Here is a 16,029-nt window from a genome sequence, read left to right on the forward strand (position 1 = left end):
AAGCGAACAACCATAAAGACCGTTATCGAGTAATCGATAACGGTCTTTTCCTATATGCCGTGTCGTGGATTTCTGATTTCTGGACTATCTCGAGCCGGCTTGGGTGATACTAAACGACAGTCATGCATCGTCTCCGTGATAATGCCTAAAGTGATGCAATATGGCAGGCCAATCTTAAACGTGGATAAGTCTCCATTTAATAGAAGAAAGCTGTCCGTTTGTCCACTCCAAAGGGACAGGACAACGCGCTGGATGGATACTTGCGAACTTCAGGAAATGGGCCAATTCAATCCTTGACAGCCTATGGGCCCTTTGCTAAGATGGCAATAATATATTTCTGAAAATACTTGAAAATGCCGTCCGGTCCAGCTCTGACAGTAGTTGTAGTCCGCAGGAAGACGACAAAAAGGAGGAATAACCCAGGTGTGGGAAGATAAGTTTAGCAAGGAAGGCTTCACTTTTGACGATGTATTGTTGGTTCCTAGAAAATCCGAGGTACTTCCAAAAGAAGTGGATGTTAGCACCAAATTGAGCGAGCACGTGAAATTGAACATCCCGCTCATCAGTGCAGGTATGGACACCGTTACGGAAGCTCCTTTGGCAATTGCCATTGCTAGAGAAGGCGGAATCGGCATTATTCATAAAAATATGACGGTTGAACAACAGGCGGAAGAAGTAGATCGGGTGAAGCGCTCGGAAAGCGGAGTCATCACCAATCCATTCTCGCTTCATGCCGATCATCTTGTATCCGACGCTGAGAAACTCATGGGCAAATTCCGGATTTCCGGGGTTCCGATCGTGGATGAGAACAATAAGCTGATCGGGATTTTGACGAATCGTGATCTTCGTTTTGTTCATGATTACAATACGGTTATCAGCGAAGTGATGACCAGCGAGAACCTGGTTACAGCTCCGGTTGGAACGACCCTTCAGGATGCCGAAATGATCCTTCAGAAGCATAAAATCGAGAAGCTGCCTTTGGTGGACGACGATAATGTTCTTAAAGGACTTATCACGATTAAAGACATTGAGAAAGCGATTCAGTTCCCTAGAGCAGCGAAGGACGCTCAGGGCCGCCTGCTTGTAGGTGCAGCGATCGGAATCTCCAAAGATACCTTCGAAAGAGCAGAAGCGCTTGTGAAAGCCGGTGTAGACGTCATAACCGTTGACTCCGCTCATGGGCATCACATCAATATTATTGATTCCGTACGCAAACTGCGCGAATTGTATCCGAATCTGACCATTATCGCGGGTAATGTGGCTACAGGCGAAGGTACGCGAGAGCTTATCGAAGCCGGTGCATCCGTCGTTAAAGTGGGAATCGGTCCTGGATCCATCTGTACGACCCGCGTTATTGCCGGCATTGGCGTACCGCAAATCACGGCCATCTATGACTGCGCAACGGTTGCTAAAGAGTACGGCGTACCGATTATCGCAGACGGCGGTATCAAATACTCCGGAGAAATTACAAAAGCCATCGCGGCCGGCGCTAGTGCCGTTATGCTGGGCAGCATGTTTGCAGGGACGGAAGAAAGCCCAGGCGAAGCCGAGATCTACCAAGGACGCCGTTTCAAGGCTTATCGGGGCATGGGTTCCCTTGCTGCCATGAAACAAGGCAGTAAAGACCGTTATTTCCAAGATGACGACAAGAAATTGGTACCGGAAGGCATCGAGGGCCGTGTAGCTTATAAAGGGCCATTGGCAGATACCATCCATCAGTTGATCGGTGGATTGCGTTCCGGCATGGGGTATTGCGGAACGCAAAACCTGGAGGAGCTGCGGAATGATACCCAATTTATCCGCATTTCCGGGGCTGGTCTCCGCGAGAGCCATCCGCATGATATTCAAATCACCAAAGAAGCGCCTAACTATTCCTTGTAATTCACGGAAAAGAATAAGGATACACTATATATGTCATTTATTTCCTGGACAAGCTGGATGAAATTCATCTAGCTTGTCTTTTTTTGATACCCCCCCTATGATAGAATAGAACAAGTTAATGACTTATTGAGAATTAGAGGGGAGTAATTCCATTGATAGACAAGTCTATAAAGAAGAATAAGCGACAACGAATTCAAAGAACGCTGGCATCCTTGATGCTGTTTAATATACTATGTTTCTCTGCTGCGCCTGCGGTTTCGCTCGCTGCGCCTAATATGCTGGCTACAGCGGATACAACCAAAGCTACGGAAGACAAAGCGGCAACGGACAAGGCTGCGACGAATAATGCGAAGCCGGACAAAGTGCCATCGGTCGATCAGTTGGGCTTGGAAGTGAGCTCTGCCGTCTTGATCGAGCCATCTACGGGCCAGGTGCTGTTATCCATAAATGCGGATGAAGCATTGCCACCGGCAAGCATGACGAAGATGATGACGGAATATATCGTGGCAGAGAAGGTAAAACAAGGCGAGTTAGCTTGGGATGACGTAGTCACGGTAGGGGAAAATGCTGAAAAAACCGTGGGCTCACGGATATTTTTAGCTGAAGGCGACCAACATACAGTGGAAGAGCTCTACATAGCCATGGCTGTCGGCTCGGCGAATGATGCAACGGTAGCATTGGCTGAACATGTCGCTGGTTCCGAAGCAGAGTTTGTTACCATGATGAACGATACGGCGAAAAAGATGGGATTGAAGACCGCTTTCTTCATTAATTCCACAGGCCTTAGCCGTGCAGATATGCCTGAGAAATACCGTCCTGCAGAAGATAAAGAAACCGTAATGTCGGCAATGGATACTGCATTACTTGCCAAGTATATCGTTGAGGATCATCCTGACTTTGCGAAGTTTACGGCCATTCAATCGCATAAATTCCGGCCGCGCGATACGAGTCCGATCATCAACTACAACTGGATGCTGGAGGCCAACAAAAGCATTACGAACTTCAAGGCCTATGCTTACGAAGGTTTGGACGGTTTGAAAACCGGTCATACCAATGCGGCGGGTTATTGCTTTGCCGGTACTGCTGAGCGTGACGGCATGCGTTTGATCAGCGTGGTTATGGGAACGAAATCCGAAGGGGCTCGCTTTAAGGAAACCAAAAAAGTCCTGGATTACGGCTTTGACAACTTCGAAGTGAAGGAAGTCCAAGCAGCCGGAGCAACCGTGCAAGGATTTGAAACCGTCGAAGTGAAGAAGGGCAAAGGTAAGGAAGCTGGGCTGGTGACCGATAAAGCCCTCACATTTGTTGTGCCTAAAGGTTCTAGCGGAAAGAACATTACCTTCGAAGCCAAACTGGATTCTTCCAGCGTGACGGCGCCTGTCGCTAAGGATACGAAGGTGGGCACGGCAACCTACTCATACAAAATCGAAGGCATGAAGGAAACCCAGACCGAAACGGTGAATCTCATCACGGCAGACGAGGTAGAGAAAGCCGGTTGGTTCAAGCTGTTCCTCCGTGCGATCGGTGACTTTTTCGCGGATTTGTTTGATTCCATCAAAAATCTTTTCTAAGCAGCCGATAAATTCCGAGTAAATGGGTTGTGTATTTGATTTTGATGCGGTAAAATATCAAGTTAGATTCATTGCAAGTATGAACCATACGGGTACAGACCATATCGCCAGGGAATGCTCTAAATGGCGATGAGATACAACATATAATCGGGAGGCTAGGGGACATGGAAACAGGAACATCTACTGTAAAAAGAGGTATGGCGGAAATGCAAAAAGGCGGCGTCATTATGGACGTCATGAATGCGGAACAAGCGAAAATCGCTGAAGCTGCCGGTGCTACGGCAGTTATGGCGCTGGAGCGCGTTCCTTCCGATATTCGCGCTGCTGGGGGAGTAGCACGTATGGCTGACCCAACCATCGTTGAGGAAGTAATGAAGGTCGTATCCATTCCAGTTATGGCCAAAGCTCGTATCGGTCATTACGTTGAAGCGAAAGTGCTTGAATCTCTCGGCGTGGATTACCTCGATGAGAGTGAAGTGCTGACGCCTGCAGATGAAGTGTTCCACATCGACAAATGGGATTTCACCGTACCGTTCGTATGCGGCGCGAAAGATATCGGTGAGGCGCTGCGTCGCATCGGCGAGGGTGCATCCATGATCCGCACGAAGGGCGAGCCGGGAACGGGAAATATCGTGGAAGCCGTTCGCCATATGCGTTTGATCAACAGCCAAATTCGCAAGGTTCGCAACATGTCGAAGGACGAACTGTATGCCGAAGCCAAAAACCTCGGTGTTTCCTATGACCTCCTGAAAGGCGTTCACGAGACGGGCAAGCTGCCTGTCGTTAACTTTGCCGCCGGTGGCGTGGCCACCCCTGCGGATGCCGCATTGATGATGCATCTGGGCGCTGATGGCGTTTTTGTAGGATCCGGTATTTTCAAATCCGATAACCCTGAGAAATTTGCTCGTGCGATCGTGGAAGCGACAACGCATTATGATGATTATAAATTGATTGCTGAAGTATCCAAGAACCTGGGTGCTCCAATGAAAGGCATCGAGATATCCAAGCTTAGTCCGGCTGAGCGCATGCAGGATCGCGGCTGGTAAGAGAGAAGGGGTAACATGAAGGTCGGCGTACTGGCACTTCAGGGTGCCGTTGCAGAGCATATTCGAAGCATTACGCTTGCTGGCGCCGAAGGGGTTCCGATCAAGAAGGTCGAGCAGCTGGACGACATTGACGGCTTGATTATCCCTGGCGGTGAGAGCACGACGATTGGCAAGCTGATGCGCAAGTATGATTTTATGGATGCGATTCGTCAGTTTTCAGCCCAAGGCAAACCGATATTCGGAACCTGCGCCGGACTGATCGTGCTGGCCGAGCGAATTCAAGGCGACGAAGAAGCGCATTTGAAGCTGATGGACATCACGGTGGCGCGGAACGCGTTCGGACGACAGCGTGAAAGCTTCGAGACTGATTTGCCGGTTAAGGGCATCGATGAAACGGTGCGAGCCGTCTTCATCCGCGCTCCGCTTATTCTGGAAGTGGGACCGGGCGTTGAGGTTCTGTCCACGTATAAGGATGAGATCGTCACAGCCAGACAAGGGCATCTGCTTGCGGCTTCCTATCATCCGGAGCTGACAGACGATTTCCGGCTCCATCAATATTTTGTGGAGATGGTTCGCTCCCGGGCGACGGCGCCACAGGCGTAACGTAATAGTTTCAGTAGAAGACATCTTGACTCTTTGGCAGTATGTGGGAGTCAAGTTGTCTTTTTCGCTGAAATGCAATAAGATGTATCGTATGTAACAACGTATAATGCAGCCTTGTCCCAAGGCTTTTATCAACAGGTAGGGCAGCTGCTTCGATATACTTGATGGATGTTTTACTTTAGGAGGGTTTCCCGTGTTAGACGTAAAAATATTGCGCAGCGAGTACAGTCGTGTAGAAGAAGCGCTGAAGAATCGAGGCAAATCGCTCGATTTGATTGCGGATTTTCCTAAGCTTGACGCCCGGCGCCGGGAATTGCTGCAGGAAAGCGAAAGTTTGAAGAATCGCCGCAACACCGTGTCGGCTGAAGTAGCCAAGCTGAAGAAAAATCGCGAAAATGCAGATGAGCTGATTCTGGAGATGCGCCAAGTGTCAGACCAGATTAAAGCAATGGATGAGGAAGTTCGTGAGCTGGAAGCCAGCATATCCGAGCTTACTTTGGCGATTCCGAATATTCCCCACGAAAGTGTGCCGATCGGTGCCTCGGAGGAAGAGAACGTGGAAATTCGCCGGTGGGCGGAGCCAAGAGCTTTTGATTTCGAACCTAAGGCTCACTGGGAGATTGCCCAGAACCTGAGTATTTTGGACTTTGAAGCAGGCGCGAAGGTTACGGGTTCCCGGTTTACGTTCTACAAGGGTTTGGGTGCACGGCTTGAGCGTGCCTTAATCAGTTTCATGATGGATCTGCACAGCGACAAACACGGCTATGAGGAAATGCTGCCTCCATATATCGTCAATCGGGATAGCTTGTACGGAACGGGACAACTGCCTAAATTCGAAGAGGATTTATTCAAAATTAGCGATACCGACTATTACCTGATCCCAACGGCTGAGGTTCCTGTAACGAACTACCATCGTGAGGAAATCCTAAATAGCGAGGAACTGCCTAAATATTACGTCGCATACAGCTCCTGTTTCCGTTCGGAAGCCGGCGCGGCAGGACGCGACACCCGGGGACTTATTCGTCAGCATCAGTTCAATAAGGTCGAAATGGTGAAGATTGTGCATCCGGAAACATCGTTTGATGAGCTCGAGAAAATGACGGCGGATGCGGAGCGAGTGCTCCAGCTGTTGAATCTCCCTTATCGCGTTATGACGCTATGTACCGGGGATATGGGCTTCGGCTCCATGAAAACCTATGATCTGGAAGTATGGCTTCCGGAGAGCGGCGTATACCGTGAAATTTCCTCATGCTCGAATATTGGTGATTTCCAGGCACGCCGTGCCAATATTCGCTTCCGTCCGGAGCCGAAGAGTAAACCGGAATTTGTTCACACCTTGAATGGATCTGGGCTTGCGGTAGGGCGTACGGTTGCGGCGATTCTGGAGAATTATCAACAGGCCGACGGCTCCGTTGTTATTCCGGAAGTGCTTCGCCCTTACATGGGGAATGTTAGCATCATCGAACCTAAGAAATAAGTTGATAACACAGATTGACTTGTGGTATAATGATTTTTGCACGTGATTCATTTGCAGTGATCATTTCCACATGGAGAGGTACCGAAGCGGTCATAACGGGGCGGTCTTGAAAACCGTTAGGGGGCAACTCCACATGGGTTCGAATCCCATCCTCTCCGCCATACATATACAAACGCAAGCCGTTTCCTTCGGGGAACGGTTTTTTCTATGGTTTTTATGCTTTGTTTGCAAGACAAATGCACGGAAGCTTCGGATATATAGCACTTTATGCTTGGGGGACCTGCTGTATAAAACAGCGCCTGTTATCGCAATTTATAGAGAAGGGGAGGTGTGAACATGAACTCAGAACTGAATGTCGATCAGTCGACGCTGGTCAATGCTTGGCAGGAAAGGCTGCCGACCATACTCAAACCGGGGGATCGTGCAGAAGTGGCAGCAGACGAAGGAGATCCGAACGCCATCCGCATTCACATTGGCGCAGCAGGTCGTCAGGAGTATTCGTTTGATTTTCAATGCACCTATGTGGATTCCCGGGAAGTGAAGGTCGCTCTGATCGATGTAGAGCGTGACGGCGCGACGACGGATGAGCGCAATGAGAACATACAGGGCATGGTGGGCGATTATACGCGTCATATTCATGAGTGTGCTCAAACTCTGCAGCAAATCACGCATCACTAAGTTCCATGAATGAATGTGAAAGCTGTGATGCTCCTTTCAGACCGAAGCATCAAGGCCGATTGCGTAGAACAAACGCTGTGATCCATGAAATGGAGGGCTATCAGATGAGTAAACCAAAGTCGATTCCGGTGCCTGAAGCACAGGAACAACCGAGGCAGCGGAAGGACCATGACCGGGGCGGCCAGGAGCCGCTGTCAGGCTCGCACAGAGCGAAGATCCGCAAGCAGGATGGCCATTTTAATCCGGAGGGCTAACAGCCTTTAGGAGCAAAATACGAAGGCGCCAAGAAGCAAGAATCGAGAGAACTTCCTGTCATTCGACAGGAAGTTCTTTTTTTCGATTTGAAACCTTTTGCTTCCAACTTCCGTATTAGTGTTCAAGTGTAATATTTTGGGGCCCCACCTTATTCGCATGTTAAGAAGTTTGAAATTAAGATGGATGGAAAAAGAAAGGAAATAAAATTTCAGTAAATATTCCAGAAAGTGTTTCTCATTTTGGTTAAATGGTTTATGATTAGAAGGTCTGTTATTTTTTTGACTGTTAGAGGGGAGAGAAATTTTAATGAACAAGAAGTTTGCAGCTATCATGCTGACACTGCTGCTCACGGTGACAGTTGTGCTTTCCGGCTGCGCCAAGAAAGAAGAGCCTAAGGCGGCAATGACCAATGCTGCTACGAACGCGATGAAGATGACATCCTACGAAATGAAGAGCAAATTTGTCATTGAAGACCTTCAAGTTAACATACCTGCAGTTGAAGGCGATCCAAGCGTAACACAGGCGATGACGATGCTGAAGAATGCGGAGGTTACACTGGACGGGATCTACCAGGCTGAGCCAATGCAAACCGAAATGAACATGGGCATCAATTTGAAGGGTGACATGGCGATGTCCTTCAACATTGATATGGTGATGACGAAAGAGAAAATCTACGTTAAAATTCCAAGCATTCCAATGCTGCCATTCCCGGAAGACGTTGTTGGCAAATTCCTCGTGATGGACATGAAAGAGCTTGCTGAGCAATCCGGCGAAACATTTAACCCAGAAACCCTGGATACCGAGAAGTCCCAAAAATTCGTTAACGAAATCCTTGAAGCTGTGCTGAGCGAATATGACCAAGCGAAATACTTCAAAGAGATCAATGTTAAAGATGCCGGCCTTCCAGAAGGTGTTGACGCTAAACAAGTGGTACAATTCTTTGTAACCAATGATAACCTGAATGAAGCATTGGATATTATGGTAAACAAGGTTGCACCTAAGGTTGTTGATATTGCAGCTAAAGACGAGTACCGCGAATTGCTGGGTCTGACCCAAGAAGACATCGATGCTGCTAAAGCTGAAGTGTCCAACGTCAACCAAGACGAATTCAAAGCGGGCTTGGAAGAAATGCAGAAATACCTGAAAATCAATACATTTAACATCAACACGGCTATCGATAAAAAAGATTTCCCTGCGTACCAAGATGTTGTGTTGAACGTTGATTTCAATGATCCAGAAACGAATGAGAACGTGAAGTTGGCTGTGAAGGGTAGCACCCAATACAACAACATCAACGCGAAACAAGAGTTCAAAATCGGTATTCCAAAAGACGCTGACGTCATCACGATGGAGCAATTTGAGGAATCCATGAGCCAAATGAGCACTTACTAATTTTATTCATCGCAGACAAGAAAACCCGGCCATGACGGCCGGGTTTTCTGTGTTCATTCCTCTTACGGTACATAAAATCATATTTTCCCGCGTAAACGCCGAAAGAACTGAGTCAGCAACGATGCGCATTCTTCCTGCAGCACGCCGTCCACCACGTGCGTCCGATGATTAAAGCGCGGCTCTTGAAGCAGATTCATCAGTGTGCCCGCACAGCCTGCCTTGGGATCGCTTGTGCCGTAGATGAGCTGCGGAACCCGGGACTGAACGATGGCACCTGCACACATGGGACAAGGCTCCAGCGTCACGTATAATCGACAGTCGAGCAGCCGCCAGGCTCCAAGATGCCGGCTGGCCTCCCGGATCGCTACCATCTCGGCATGAGCCGTCCCATCGTAAGTCGTTTCACGCAGATTATATCCACGGCCAATAATTTCATCGCCCCGTACGATGACAGCACCAATAGGAACTTCACCGAGCTCTTCGGCCTTCCGGGCTTCCGCGATGGCTTCTCGCATCCAGCGTTCATGATTTTCGTTATCCACAGCCAGTGGGTCTATTGAATGTGATATCAATCTAAAGTCTCCTTTCGCTGCCTGCTAAAACCCTGTATTTATACCCAATGTTCAACGAACATTTATTCGTTTGTTAACATGATGTGGACAGAATTGTGGATAAGCAAAAAGTTATACACAAAGTTATACACATTATCCCCAGATAAGTTGTGTATTTGTGCGCAATCTGTGGATACGTCGTTTTATTTATCGGGATTAGCCTCTTATATTGTAAGGATTCCCTAATTCAATAGCAATGCGATTGCGGAAAAAACCCGTCAGCCGCAATACGGCTTGTCTTTTCAAACGTTCGTGATCAAGGTATCATGAGGGTATATATTCACAAGTCGTCGATGTGACAGCAGAAAGGTGAAGATGCCACTTGTCGATTAAGACGAAATTATCGATGATCATGTCCATATCGGTATTATTTATCCTTCTGCTTAACATTACGCTGAATTATTACACGACCCAGGAAAACCTGCAGCAGGATAGTGAAACCAAAATGGTGATGGCCGCCACGCAGATCGCCATTACGGTTCAGCAAACCGGCTTTAGCTCTGCGTATGTGGATAACATTTTCGGGGATATGCTGAAGGTAGCAGCAGTTAATGCGGCAAAGGCCTTAGATCCCGATATTAACAATATAACCAATCAGCAATTGGCCGAATTAAGTAAAGAGATCGGTGTGACCCACATTTCGCTGCTGGTTCGAACCAACGATGATATCGTTGTTGCCCGTTCCTCCTCCCAAGACGAAATCGGCCTTTCCACAAAAAACTGGGGGTATTGGCATACCGCATTTCTGGAATTGTTCCAGCATGGCAAAGTCGTGTCCGTTACGGAGGGGCAGCGTGCCGAGCATTTCTGGTCCGGACCGTTCGAGTTCTCCACATCCAATCCGGAATTCATTGATAAATGGGGATACTATTATGATGGCAAGCGGAATTATATTATCGATCCCTACATCCGGAATTCGAATATCAAGGATTTTGTGAAGATCACAAGCCCGAACACCGTGGTGGAGGAGACTTTGAAATCGAATCCGCGGATATTGGAAGTGACGGGCATCAACCCCGAAACGTTTGGCAATGAATATATGAGAGAGGATGGAACGGACGATGTTCACCACAAGCTCCGCAATCGACCGATCACGTTCGGCACCTACAATTATGGGAGCCTGGATCAAGATACGGAAGCTGTGCAGAGGGCCGTATCTACCAGCGACAATGTGGTGTTTGTCAGCACCATCAATAATAAGAAGGTGTTAAAAAGCTTCATTCCCATCCTGTCCGAAAATAAACCGACCAGCGTGATCAGTGTCGTCATGGATTATGAAGCCATCTCTTCCGTGATGAGGGAGCAGATGATCAGTCTGGTGGCTATTTCACTGGTTTTGCTCGAAATCGTGATTTTTGGCAGTTACATTGTAGCGGGTTATTTTACGAAGCCGATTCAGGCCATCCTGGGCACCGTAAACGATGTATCGGATGGTCACTTCGATCGTAGACTTGAGGTTAGCAGCCGGGACGAGCTGGGGCAGCTTGCAGGCCGCATCAATGCCATGACCCGCAATCTGGGTACCTACACGAGCCAGTTGAAGCAGATGGTGGATGAGAACCAGTCCGTTAAAGAATATTTAGAGTCCGTTATCAATCAGACGGCCGATGCCATTCATACAACCGACACCTATGAACGCGTGATCAGCGTGAATAAAGCGTTTGAGCAATTATACGGCTGGAAGGCGCACGAAGTGGTCGGGCGGAAGCTTGCGCTTGTGCCTCCGGCCAAAGAGGAAGAGGAGAAGGAACGCATCCGTCGTTTGCGGGCTGGTGAGCGGCTTCCGCCGGTGGAGACGGTCCGTCTGCGCAAGGATGGAAGCACGATTGAAGTGAGCATCAGCACCTCGCTTGTGCGGGACGAGAACGGTGAGGTTACCTCCATGATTAGCGTATCCCGCGATGTGACGGAACGCAATCGGATCGAGGAGCTCCTGCGGCGTTCGGAGAAGCTCAATACCGTGGGGCAGCTGGCTGCCGGGGTTGCGCATGAAATCCGGAATCCGCTTACGACCCTCCGAGGATTTTTGCAGCTTCAACAGCAGACTCACAAAGCGAATCCCGATCATATCGACCTGATGCTGTCCGAGCTGGATCGAATCAATCTGATCGTCAGTGAATTTCTGATATTAGCCAAGCCTCAGGCGATTAATTTCCAGGAGAGGGACGTGGGCGTCATTATGGGGGATGTCATCTCCTTCCTCGACAGCCAGGCGCATCTGTACGGCATCGAGTTCAAATTGGATTTTATTGAAGAACCGACCTTTGTGCATTGCGAAGAGAACCAGCTCAAACAGGTGTTCATAAATCTGCTCAAGAATGCCATTGAAGCCATGCCGGAAGGCGGCAATATATGGATCAGGCTTACACGCCCGCAGCCCGAACAGATACAGATCGATATTCGGGATGAAGGTCAAGGCATTCCGGAAGACATGATGCCGCATCTTGGCGAACCGTTTATTACGAATAAGGAAACGGGCACAGGCCTCGGGTTGATGGTAAGCCAGCGCATTATCCAGGGCCACCGGGGGACGATGGAAATCGAGAGTGAAGTTGGAGTAGGCACGAGAGTAAGTATTGTCCTGCCTGCGGTACCGCAGAAAACAATCGAAGGCTGAACATGAAGTAGTTACAGATAAGGGGATGGCATCTTTGAGAATCAATAAATTTATCAGCGAAACGGGATATTGCTCGCGTCGTGAAGCGGATAAGCTGGTGGAGAGCGGGAAGGTCACCATTAACGGGGTGGTTGCGGTCTTGGGCAGCCAGGCCGAGGAAGGCGACGATGTGCGGATCCAGGGAAAGCCGCTTCAGGACAAGAAGAAGCATGTATATATTGCTCTTAATAAGCCGGTCGGGATTACGAGCACCACCGAGTCGCATATTAAGGGCAATATTGTAGACTTCGTAGGCCATAACGAACGGGTTTTTCCCATTGGACGATTGGATAAGGACTCCGAAGGACTGATCCTGTTAACGAATGACGGAGATATCGTCAATAAGATCCTTCGCTCCGAAGGAAAACATGAGAAAGAATATATTGTGACGGTGGACCGTCCGGTTACTGAATCCTTCCTTCGCGGAATGGCCGGCGGCGTCAAAATTTTGGGGGAGATGACGCTCCCCTGTGAGGTCACGCGAATGTCCGAACGCGTATTTCGAATCATTCTGACGGAGGGGAAAAATCGGCAAATCCGCAGAATGTGCAGCGCTTTTGGTTATGAGGTTCGAAAGCTGCAGCGAATCCGGATTATGAATATTCGACTTGGCAGCCAACGTATCGGCTCATGGCGCGATCTTAATGACAAAGAGAAGGAAGAGCTTGGCCGGCTGCTGAACTATAAGCTCGAGTAGCAATTATAGTGTACCGGGTTTGTGAATCCCTTGTGTAAAAAGAAAACAACCGATGAGATCTGGAGGCCAGATGCATCGGTTGTTTAGGGTGTGTTATAGTCGGTTAGACCGTTCCTTTACCGGTTATTCATTAACGCTGGTAAACGTTGCGCTATCCTGGTATTTACGTATAATGGATACCTCAACCCTACGGTTCTTCGCTCGTCCAACAGCGGTGTTGTTATCGGCGATCGGATGGTATTCTCCATAACCGATCGGCATGAACCGTTTAGGGTCCAGTTCCGAGTTGGTGAGCAGAATCTTCATGAACTGCAATGCTCGATCCGAGCTTAAATCCCAGTTGGACGGATATTTGCTGTTGGAAATCGGCACATTATCCGTATGACCGGAAACAATGATCTCATAATCCGTGAATTTGTGAAGCATTTGCGATATGGCCTTGGCCAGTTTACGGGCCTCCGGCTTCACCACGGCTTCGCCGGACGGGAACAGGGCATTATCCCGGATCGTAATGACCAGCTGGGAGTGGTTTAACTTGGTGCTGAGCTCTGAGGTTAAACCGTTATTTTTAATATAATTATCGAGCTGTTTCTTCAGCTTCTCCAGATCCTCTTGTTCCTGACGCATCAACTCGGCACGACGTTGGTCGGGCGTTGTTGCTGGAACGGAAGGGGTTGTCGCTTTATGATCGTTAATATTAGGCGGGGTGTCGCTGGGCTCGGTCTTGCTGTAATCCAGCACGCCGGTTCCGCCGGTGAGAGCAACGCTGAAGGCTTCGCTCATTTCTTGAAATTTGCGTGCATCCGTCGCGCTCATGGCATACAAAACCAGGAACAGGGCCAGAAGCAATGTCAGCAGGTCTGCGTACGGAAGAAGCCAGGATTCGTCGGCATGCTCCTCGTGCGGCTCGTGTCTAGTCTTTTTGCTCACTAGCACCAGCCTCCCTCTCGCTGAGCTCAGCGCGTTCGGATGGTGTCAGGAACACGGAGAGCTTCTGATTGATTGCAATGGTGGATACACCGGATTGAATGGACAGCAGGCCTTCTACCATCATCAGTCGAATTTCAACCTCGCGCTTGGATAGGCGCTTGAGTTTGTTCGCAATCGGGTGACAGATGACATAACCGGTGAAGATACCGAGCAGGGTAGCAATAAACGCAGCCCCGATGGCATGGGCAAGCTCGCCCATGTCTTCCATATGGGATAGTGCAGCGATCAAACCGATAACGGCTCCGAGTACTCCGAGGGAAGGTGCATACATGCCGGCCTGGGAGAAGATCAGCGAGCCGGAACGATGGCGCTCTTCCGTGGCGTTGATATCTTCCATCAATACATCGCGTACGAATTCCTGATCGTTGCCGTCGATAATCATGCGCATTCCGTTACGCAGGAAGCTGTCATCGATCTCATCGACTTTGGTTTCCAGAGCCAGCAGACCCTCACGGCGCGTAATCGAAGCCCATTCCATGAACAGCTTGATCATGTCCGTCTTGTCCATCAGATTCTGTTTCACGAAGGTCATTTTGACCAGCTTCGGAATCTTTTTCAGCTCGGATAACGGAAATCCGATGAATAAAGTTGCTGCCGTACCGCCAAGAATGATTAGATAGGCTGCCGGGTTATACAAAGCGAGAAGGGAGGCACCTTTAAGAATCATGCCCACCAGTACCGCGACGATACCGATGATTAAGCCTATAATTGTTGAAATTTCCATACCACACCTCATCCGTGAGAAATAAAATAACGAATCCATTCGTCAGAACGGCTCTCATGGAGAACCGGGCCCCTTTTGTGGGGCGTTATCCTATTTATCGTCAGGTCGGGCTTTTTTTTTTAGTTGTAATTTCCGGTATAATGGAAGGAAGGGAAACGAAGCTTAGTACGGTAAGGAAAGGAGTGATTAAGATGGGTGTGAAGCACGGAAGGGATTACGGCGAAATCCTCGCGGAGTTGACCGAAGCCGTCGGGCGAATTTCCGACAGCTACGTTTTCTTTGAAATGGAAGCGGAGGATTGGGGCAATCTGGGCGAAGCCGAGCGGAATGAGGTTCATGAGGCGCTGGCGGAGGATTTGTTCTATGCGCTGGGCACGGAGCCGGTGATTAGCGTCGGCAGCGGCGTGGTCATGCATGACCAGAATAACCATCGAATACATATTTTGATCGGTGAAGAAGAGTTGGCCTTTGTGGCTCTTGTGTAATCACTCCAGTTATCAACGGAAACAGGGCAGAATAGAATAGATGACAGAAGCCCATACACGTGTCAGTCGGCTTTACGATAGGTTTTTTTCGGGGAGGAAGATAAAAGATGCTTTATACGCAGCAAGAAGTAGAGGCTCATCTGGAAAAGCTTGAGGGTTGGGAATTTGAACAAGGGAGATGGATCGTCAGGAAGTATACCTTCTCCTCCTTCATGAAGGGAATCGCTTTTGTTGATGAAGTGGCAGCTATTTCGGAAGCTTTCGGACATCACCCCTATATCACCATAGATTATAAAGTCGTTACGCTGCGTCTCACTTCCTGGGACGACGGCGGCATTACGGCTGTGGATATTAAGGAAGCACAGCAGTTTAACGAGGCCTATGAGAAAAGCCGTTCCAAGGACGGCAAGACGGGACAATAGACGGGAGTCGGATCCAACCGGCTCATAGCTCCCCAATATGTAAAAACACGCTTGCGCCGGGAGGTTCTCCAGGTTCAAGCGTGTTTTGCGTATAAGCTGATTTATTTTTTCTCAGCAAGGTACAGCGCGATGTTTGCGATTTCTTCAGGCTTAAGTTGATCCTTAAAGGAAGGCATACCCTTACGGCCTTTGGTTACAACGTTGAAGATCGCGTCCGCATCCATGTGTCCACCTACTTGATTCAAAGCCGGTCCAGCGCCGCCTTGAAGTTGGTCACCATGACAGCTGATGCAGCTTGCTTTCAGTGTGGCTTCCGCTGTGGCAGCATCCAGAGTCACTTCCGGCATAGTCGGCTTCTCTTCCTGAGCTACCTGTTCCTTGCCTGGGAGCGTAAACATCAGCGCAATAGCCAACGCACATGCGACGAAGAACAATCCGCTCATGATCCATTTTTGCATCGTCATATCGTCCCTTCTATGTATACTGCACTTTTGCACTTGTCTCCATTATAAACCAACATCCATAGACAGCATAGCCAGTT

General features: G+C 49.0%; 16 protein-coding genes, 1 tRNA gene and 1 rRNA gene (1 of these 18 running past the window's edge). 14 read left to right on the plus strand and 4 right to left on the minus strand.

Annotated elements, in window-relative coordinates:
• From rrf to MHH82_RS00440, 10 genes are all read left to right on the plus strand, one after another.
• Positions 1 to 4: ribosomal RNA gene (rrf, locus tag MHH82_RS00395) — 5S ribosomal RNA — on the plus strand; it begins 113 nt to the left of the window's first position.
• Between the two features lie 419 nt (positions 5 to 423).
• On the plus strand, positions 424 to 1,881 hold the full coding sequence (gene guaB, locus MHH82_RS00400; RefSeq protein WP_036662887.1) for an IMP dehydrogenase: 1,458 nt from the start codon (positions 424 to 426) through the stop codon (positions 1,879 to 1,881).
• 152 nt (positions 1,882 to 2,033) lie between these two features.
• Positions 2,034 to 3,452: a D-alanyl-D-alanine carboxypeptidase family protein gene (locus MHH82_RS00405; protein ID WP_012818339.1), complete on the plus strand. Its 1,419-nt coding sequence runs from the start codon at positions 2,034 to 2,036 to the stop codon at positions 3,450 to 3,452.
• A gap of 164 nt (positions 3,453 to 3,616) precedes the next feature.
• Positions 3,617 to 4,498 carry a pyridoxal 5'-phosphate synthase lyase subunit PdxS gene (pdxS, locus tag MHH82_RS00410; RefSeq protein WP_009595550.1) on the plus strand — a complete coding sequence of 294 codons (882 nt, stop codon included), beginning with the start codon at positions 3,617 to 3,619 and terminating at the stop codon, positions 4,496 to 4,498.
• Between the two features lie 15 nt (positions 4,499 to 4,513).
• Positions 4,514 to 5,101 carry a pyridoxal 5'-phosphate synthase glutaminase subunit PdxT gene (gene pdxT, locus MHH82_RS00415; protein ID WP_012818340.1) on the plus strand — a complete coding sequence of 196 codons (588 nt, stop codon included), beginning with the start codon at positions 4,514 to 4,516 and terminating at the stop codon, positions 5,099 to 5,101.
• Positions 5,102 to 5,294: 193 nt separating this feature from the next.
• Positions 5,295 to 6,578 (plus strand): serine--tRNA ligase, encoded by a 1,284-nt coding sequence (gene serS / locus MHH82_RS00420; RefSeq protein ID WP_340962500.1) that lies wholly within the window; start codon positions 5,295 to 5,297, stop codon positions 6,576 to 6,578.
• A 72-nt stretch (positions 6,579 to 6,650) separates the two neighbouring features.
• A tRNA-Ser gene (locus tag MHH82_RS00425) sits at positions 6,651 to 6,739 on the plus strand.
• Positions 6,740 to 6,914: 175 nt separating this feature from the next.
• Positions 6,915 to 7,256, plus strand: a complete 342-nt coding sequence (locus tag MHH82_RS00430) for a hypothetical protein (protein ID WP_009595528.1) — start codon at positions 6,915 to 6,917, stop codon at positions 7,254 to 7,256.
• A gap of 104 nt (positions 7,257 to 7,360) precedes the next feature.
• A complete protein-coding gene (locus MHH82_RS00435) occupies positions 7,361 to 7,510 on the plus strand; it encodes a hypothetical protein (protein WP_012818342.1) in 150 nt (49 codons plus the stop codon).
• A gap of 307 nt (positions 7,511 to 7,817) precedes the next feature.
• Positions 7,818 to 8,903 carry a hypothetical protein gene (locus tag MHH82_RS00440; protein WP_012818343.1) on the plus strand — a complete coding sequence of 362 codons (1,086 nt, stop codon included), beginning with the start codon at positions 7,818 to 7,820 and terminating at the stop codon, positions 8,901 to 8,903.
• A gap of 77 nt (positions 8,904 to 8,980) precedes the next feature.
• Here MHH82_RS00440 and tadA read toward each other — a convergent pair whose 3' ends face one another.
• Positions 8,981 to 9,475, minus strand: coding sequence for a tRNA adenosine(34) deaminase TadA (gene tadA, locus MHH82_RS00445; RefSeq protein ID WP_251502232.1), 495 nt, complete (start codon positions 9,473 to 9,475; stop codon positions 8,981 to 8,983).
• 361 nt (positions 9,476 to 9,836) lie between these two features.
• Between tadA and MHH82_RS00450 the strand changes: the two genes are divergently transcribed.
• Both MHH82_RS00450 and rluF read left to right on the plus strand, forming a co-directional pair.
• On the plus strand, positions 9,837 to 12,131 hold the full coding sequence (locus MHH82_RS00450) for an ATP-binding protein (protein WP_012818345.1): 2,295 nt from the start codon (positions 9,837 to 9,839) through the stop codon (positions 12,129 to 12,131).
• Positions 12,132 to 12,165: 34 nt separating this feature from the next.
• Positions 12,166 to 12,867 (plus strand): 23S rRNA pseudouridine(2604) synthase RluF, encoded by a 702-nt coding sequence (gene rluF, locus MHH82_RS00455; protein ID WP_036662880.1) that lies wholly within the window; start codon positions 12,166 to 12,168, stop codon positions 12,865 to 12,867.
• Positions 12,868 to 12,990: 123 nt separating this feature from the next.
• Here the strand turns inward: rluF and motB are convergent, their stop codons facing one another.
• Positions 12,991 to 13,797 carry a flagellar motor protein MotB gene (motB, locus tag MHH82_RS00460; RefSeq protein ID WP_340962508.1) on the minus strand — a complete coding sequence of 269 codons (807 nt, stop codon included), beginning with the start codon at positions 13,795 to 13,797 and terminating at the stop codon, positions 12,991 to 12,993.
• On the minus strand, positions 13,781 to 14,581 hold the full coding sequence (gene motA / locus MHH82_RS00465) for a flagellar motor stator protein MotA (protein ID WP_009595558.1): 801 nt from the start codon (positions 14,579 to 14,581) through the stop codon (positions 13,781 to 13,783). The genes motB and motA overlap by 17 nt, the downstream gene beginning before the upstream one ends.
• 191 nt (positions 14,582 to 14,772) lie before the next feature.
• Between motA and MHH82_RS00470 the strand changes: the two genes are divergently transcribed.
• Positions 14,773 to 15,066 (plus strand): hypothetical protein, encoded by a 294-nt coding sequence (locus tag MHH82_RS00470; protein WP_009595521.1) that lies wholly within the window; start codon positions 14,773 to 14,775, stop codon positions 15,064 to 15,066.
• Positions 15,067 to 15,173: 107 nt separating this feature from the next.
• The gene (locus tag MHH82_RS00475) at positions 15,174 to 15,488 is read left to right on the plus strand and encodes a 4a-hydroxytetrahydrobiopterin dehydratase (RefSeq protein ID WP_012818348.1); all 315 of its coding nucleotides are present in this window, start codon (positions 15,174 to 15,176) and stop codon (positions 15,486 to 15,488) included.
• 101 nt (positions 15,489 to 15,589) lie between these two features.
• Here the strand turns inward: MHH82_RS00475 and MHH82_RS00480 are convergent, their stop codons facing one another.
• Positions 15,590 to 15,946 carry a c-type cytochrome gene (locus MHH82_RS00480; RefSeq protein WP_036662889.1) on the minus strand — a complete coding sequence of 119 codons (357 nt, stop codon included), beginning with the start codon at positions 15,944 to 15,946 and terminating at the stop codon, positions 15,590 to 15,592.
• Positions 15,947 to 16,029: the final 83 nt, after the last annotated feature.

It is taken from the genome of Bacillus sp. FSL K6-6540, from assembly GCF_038007545.1.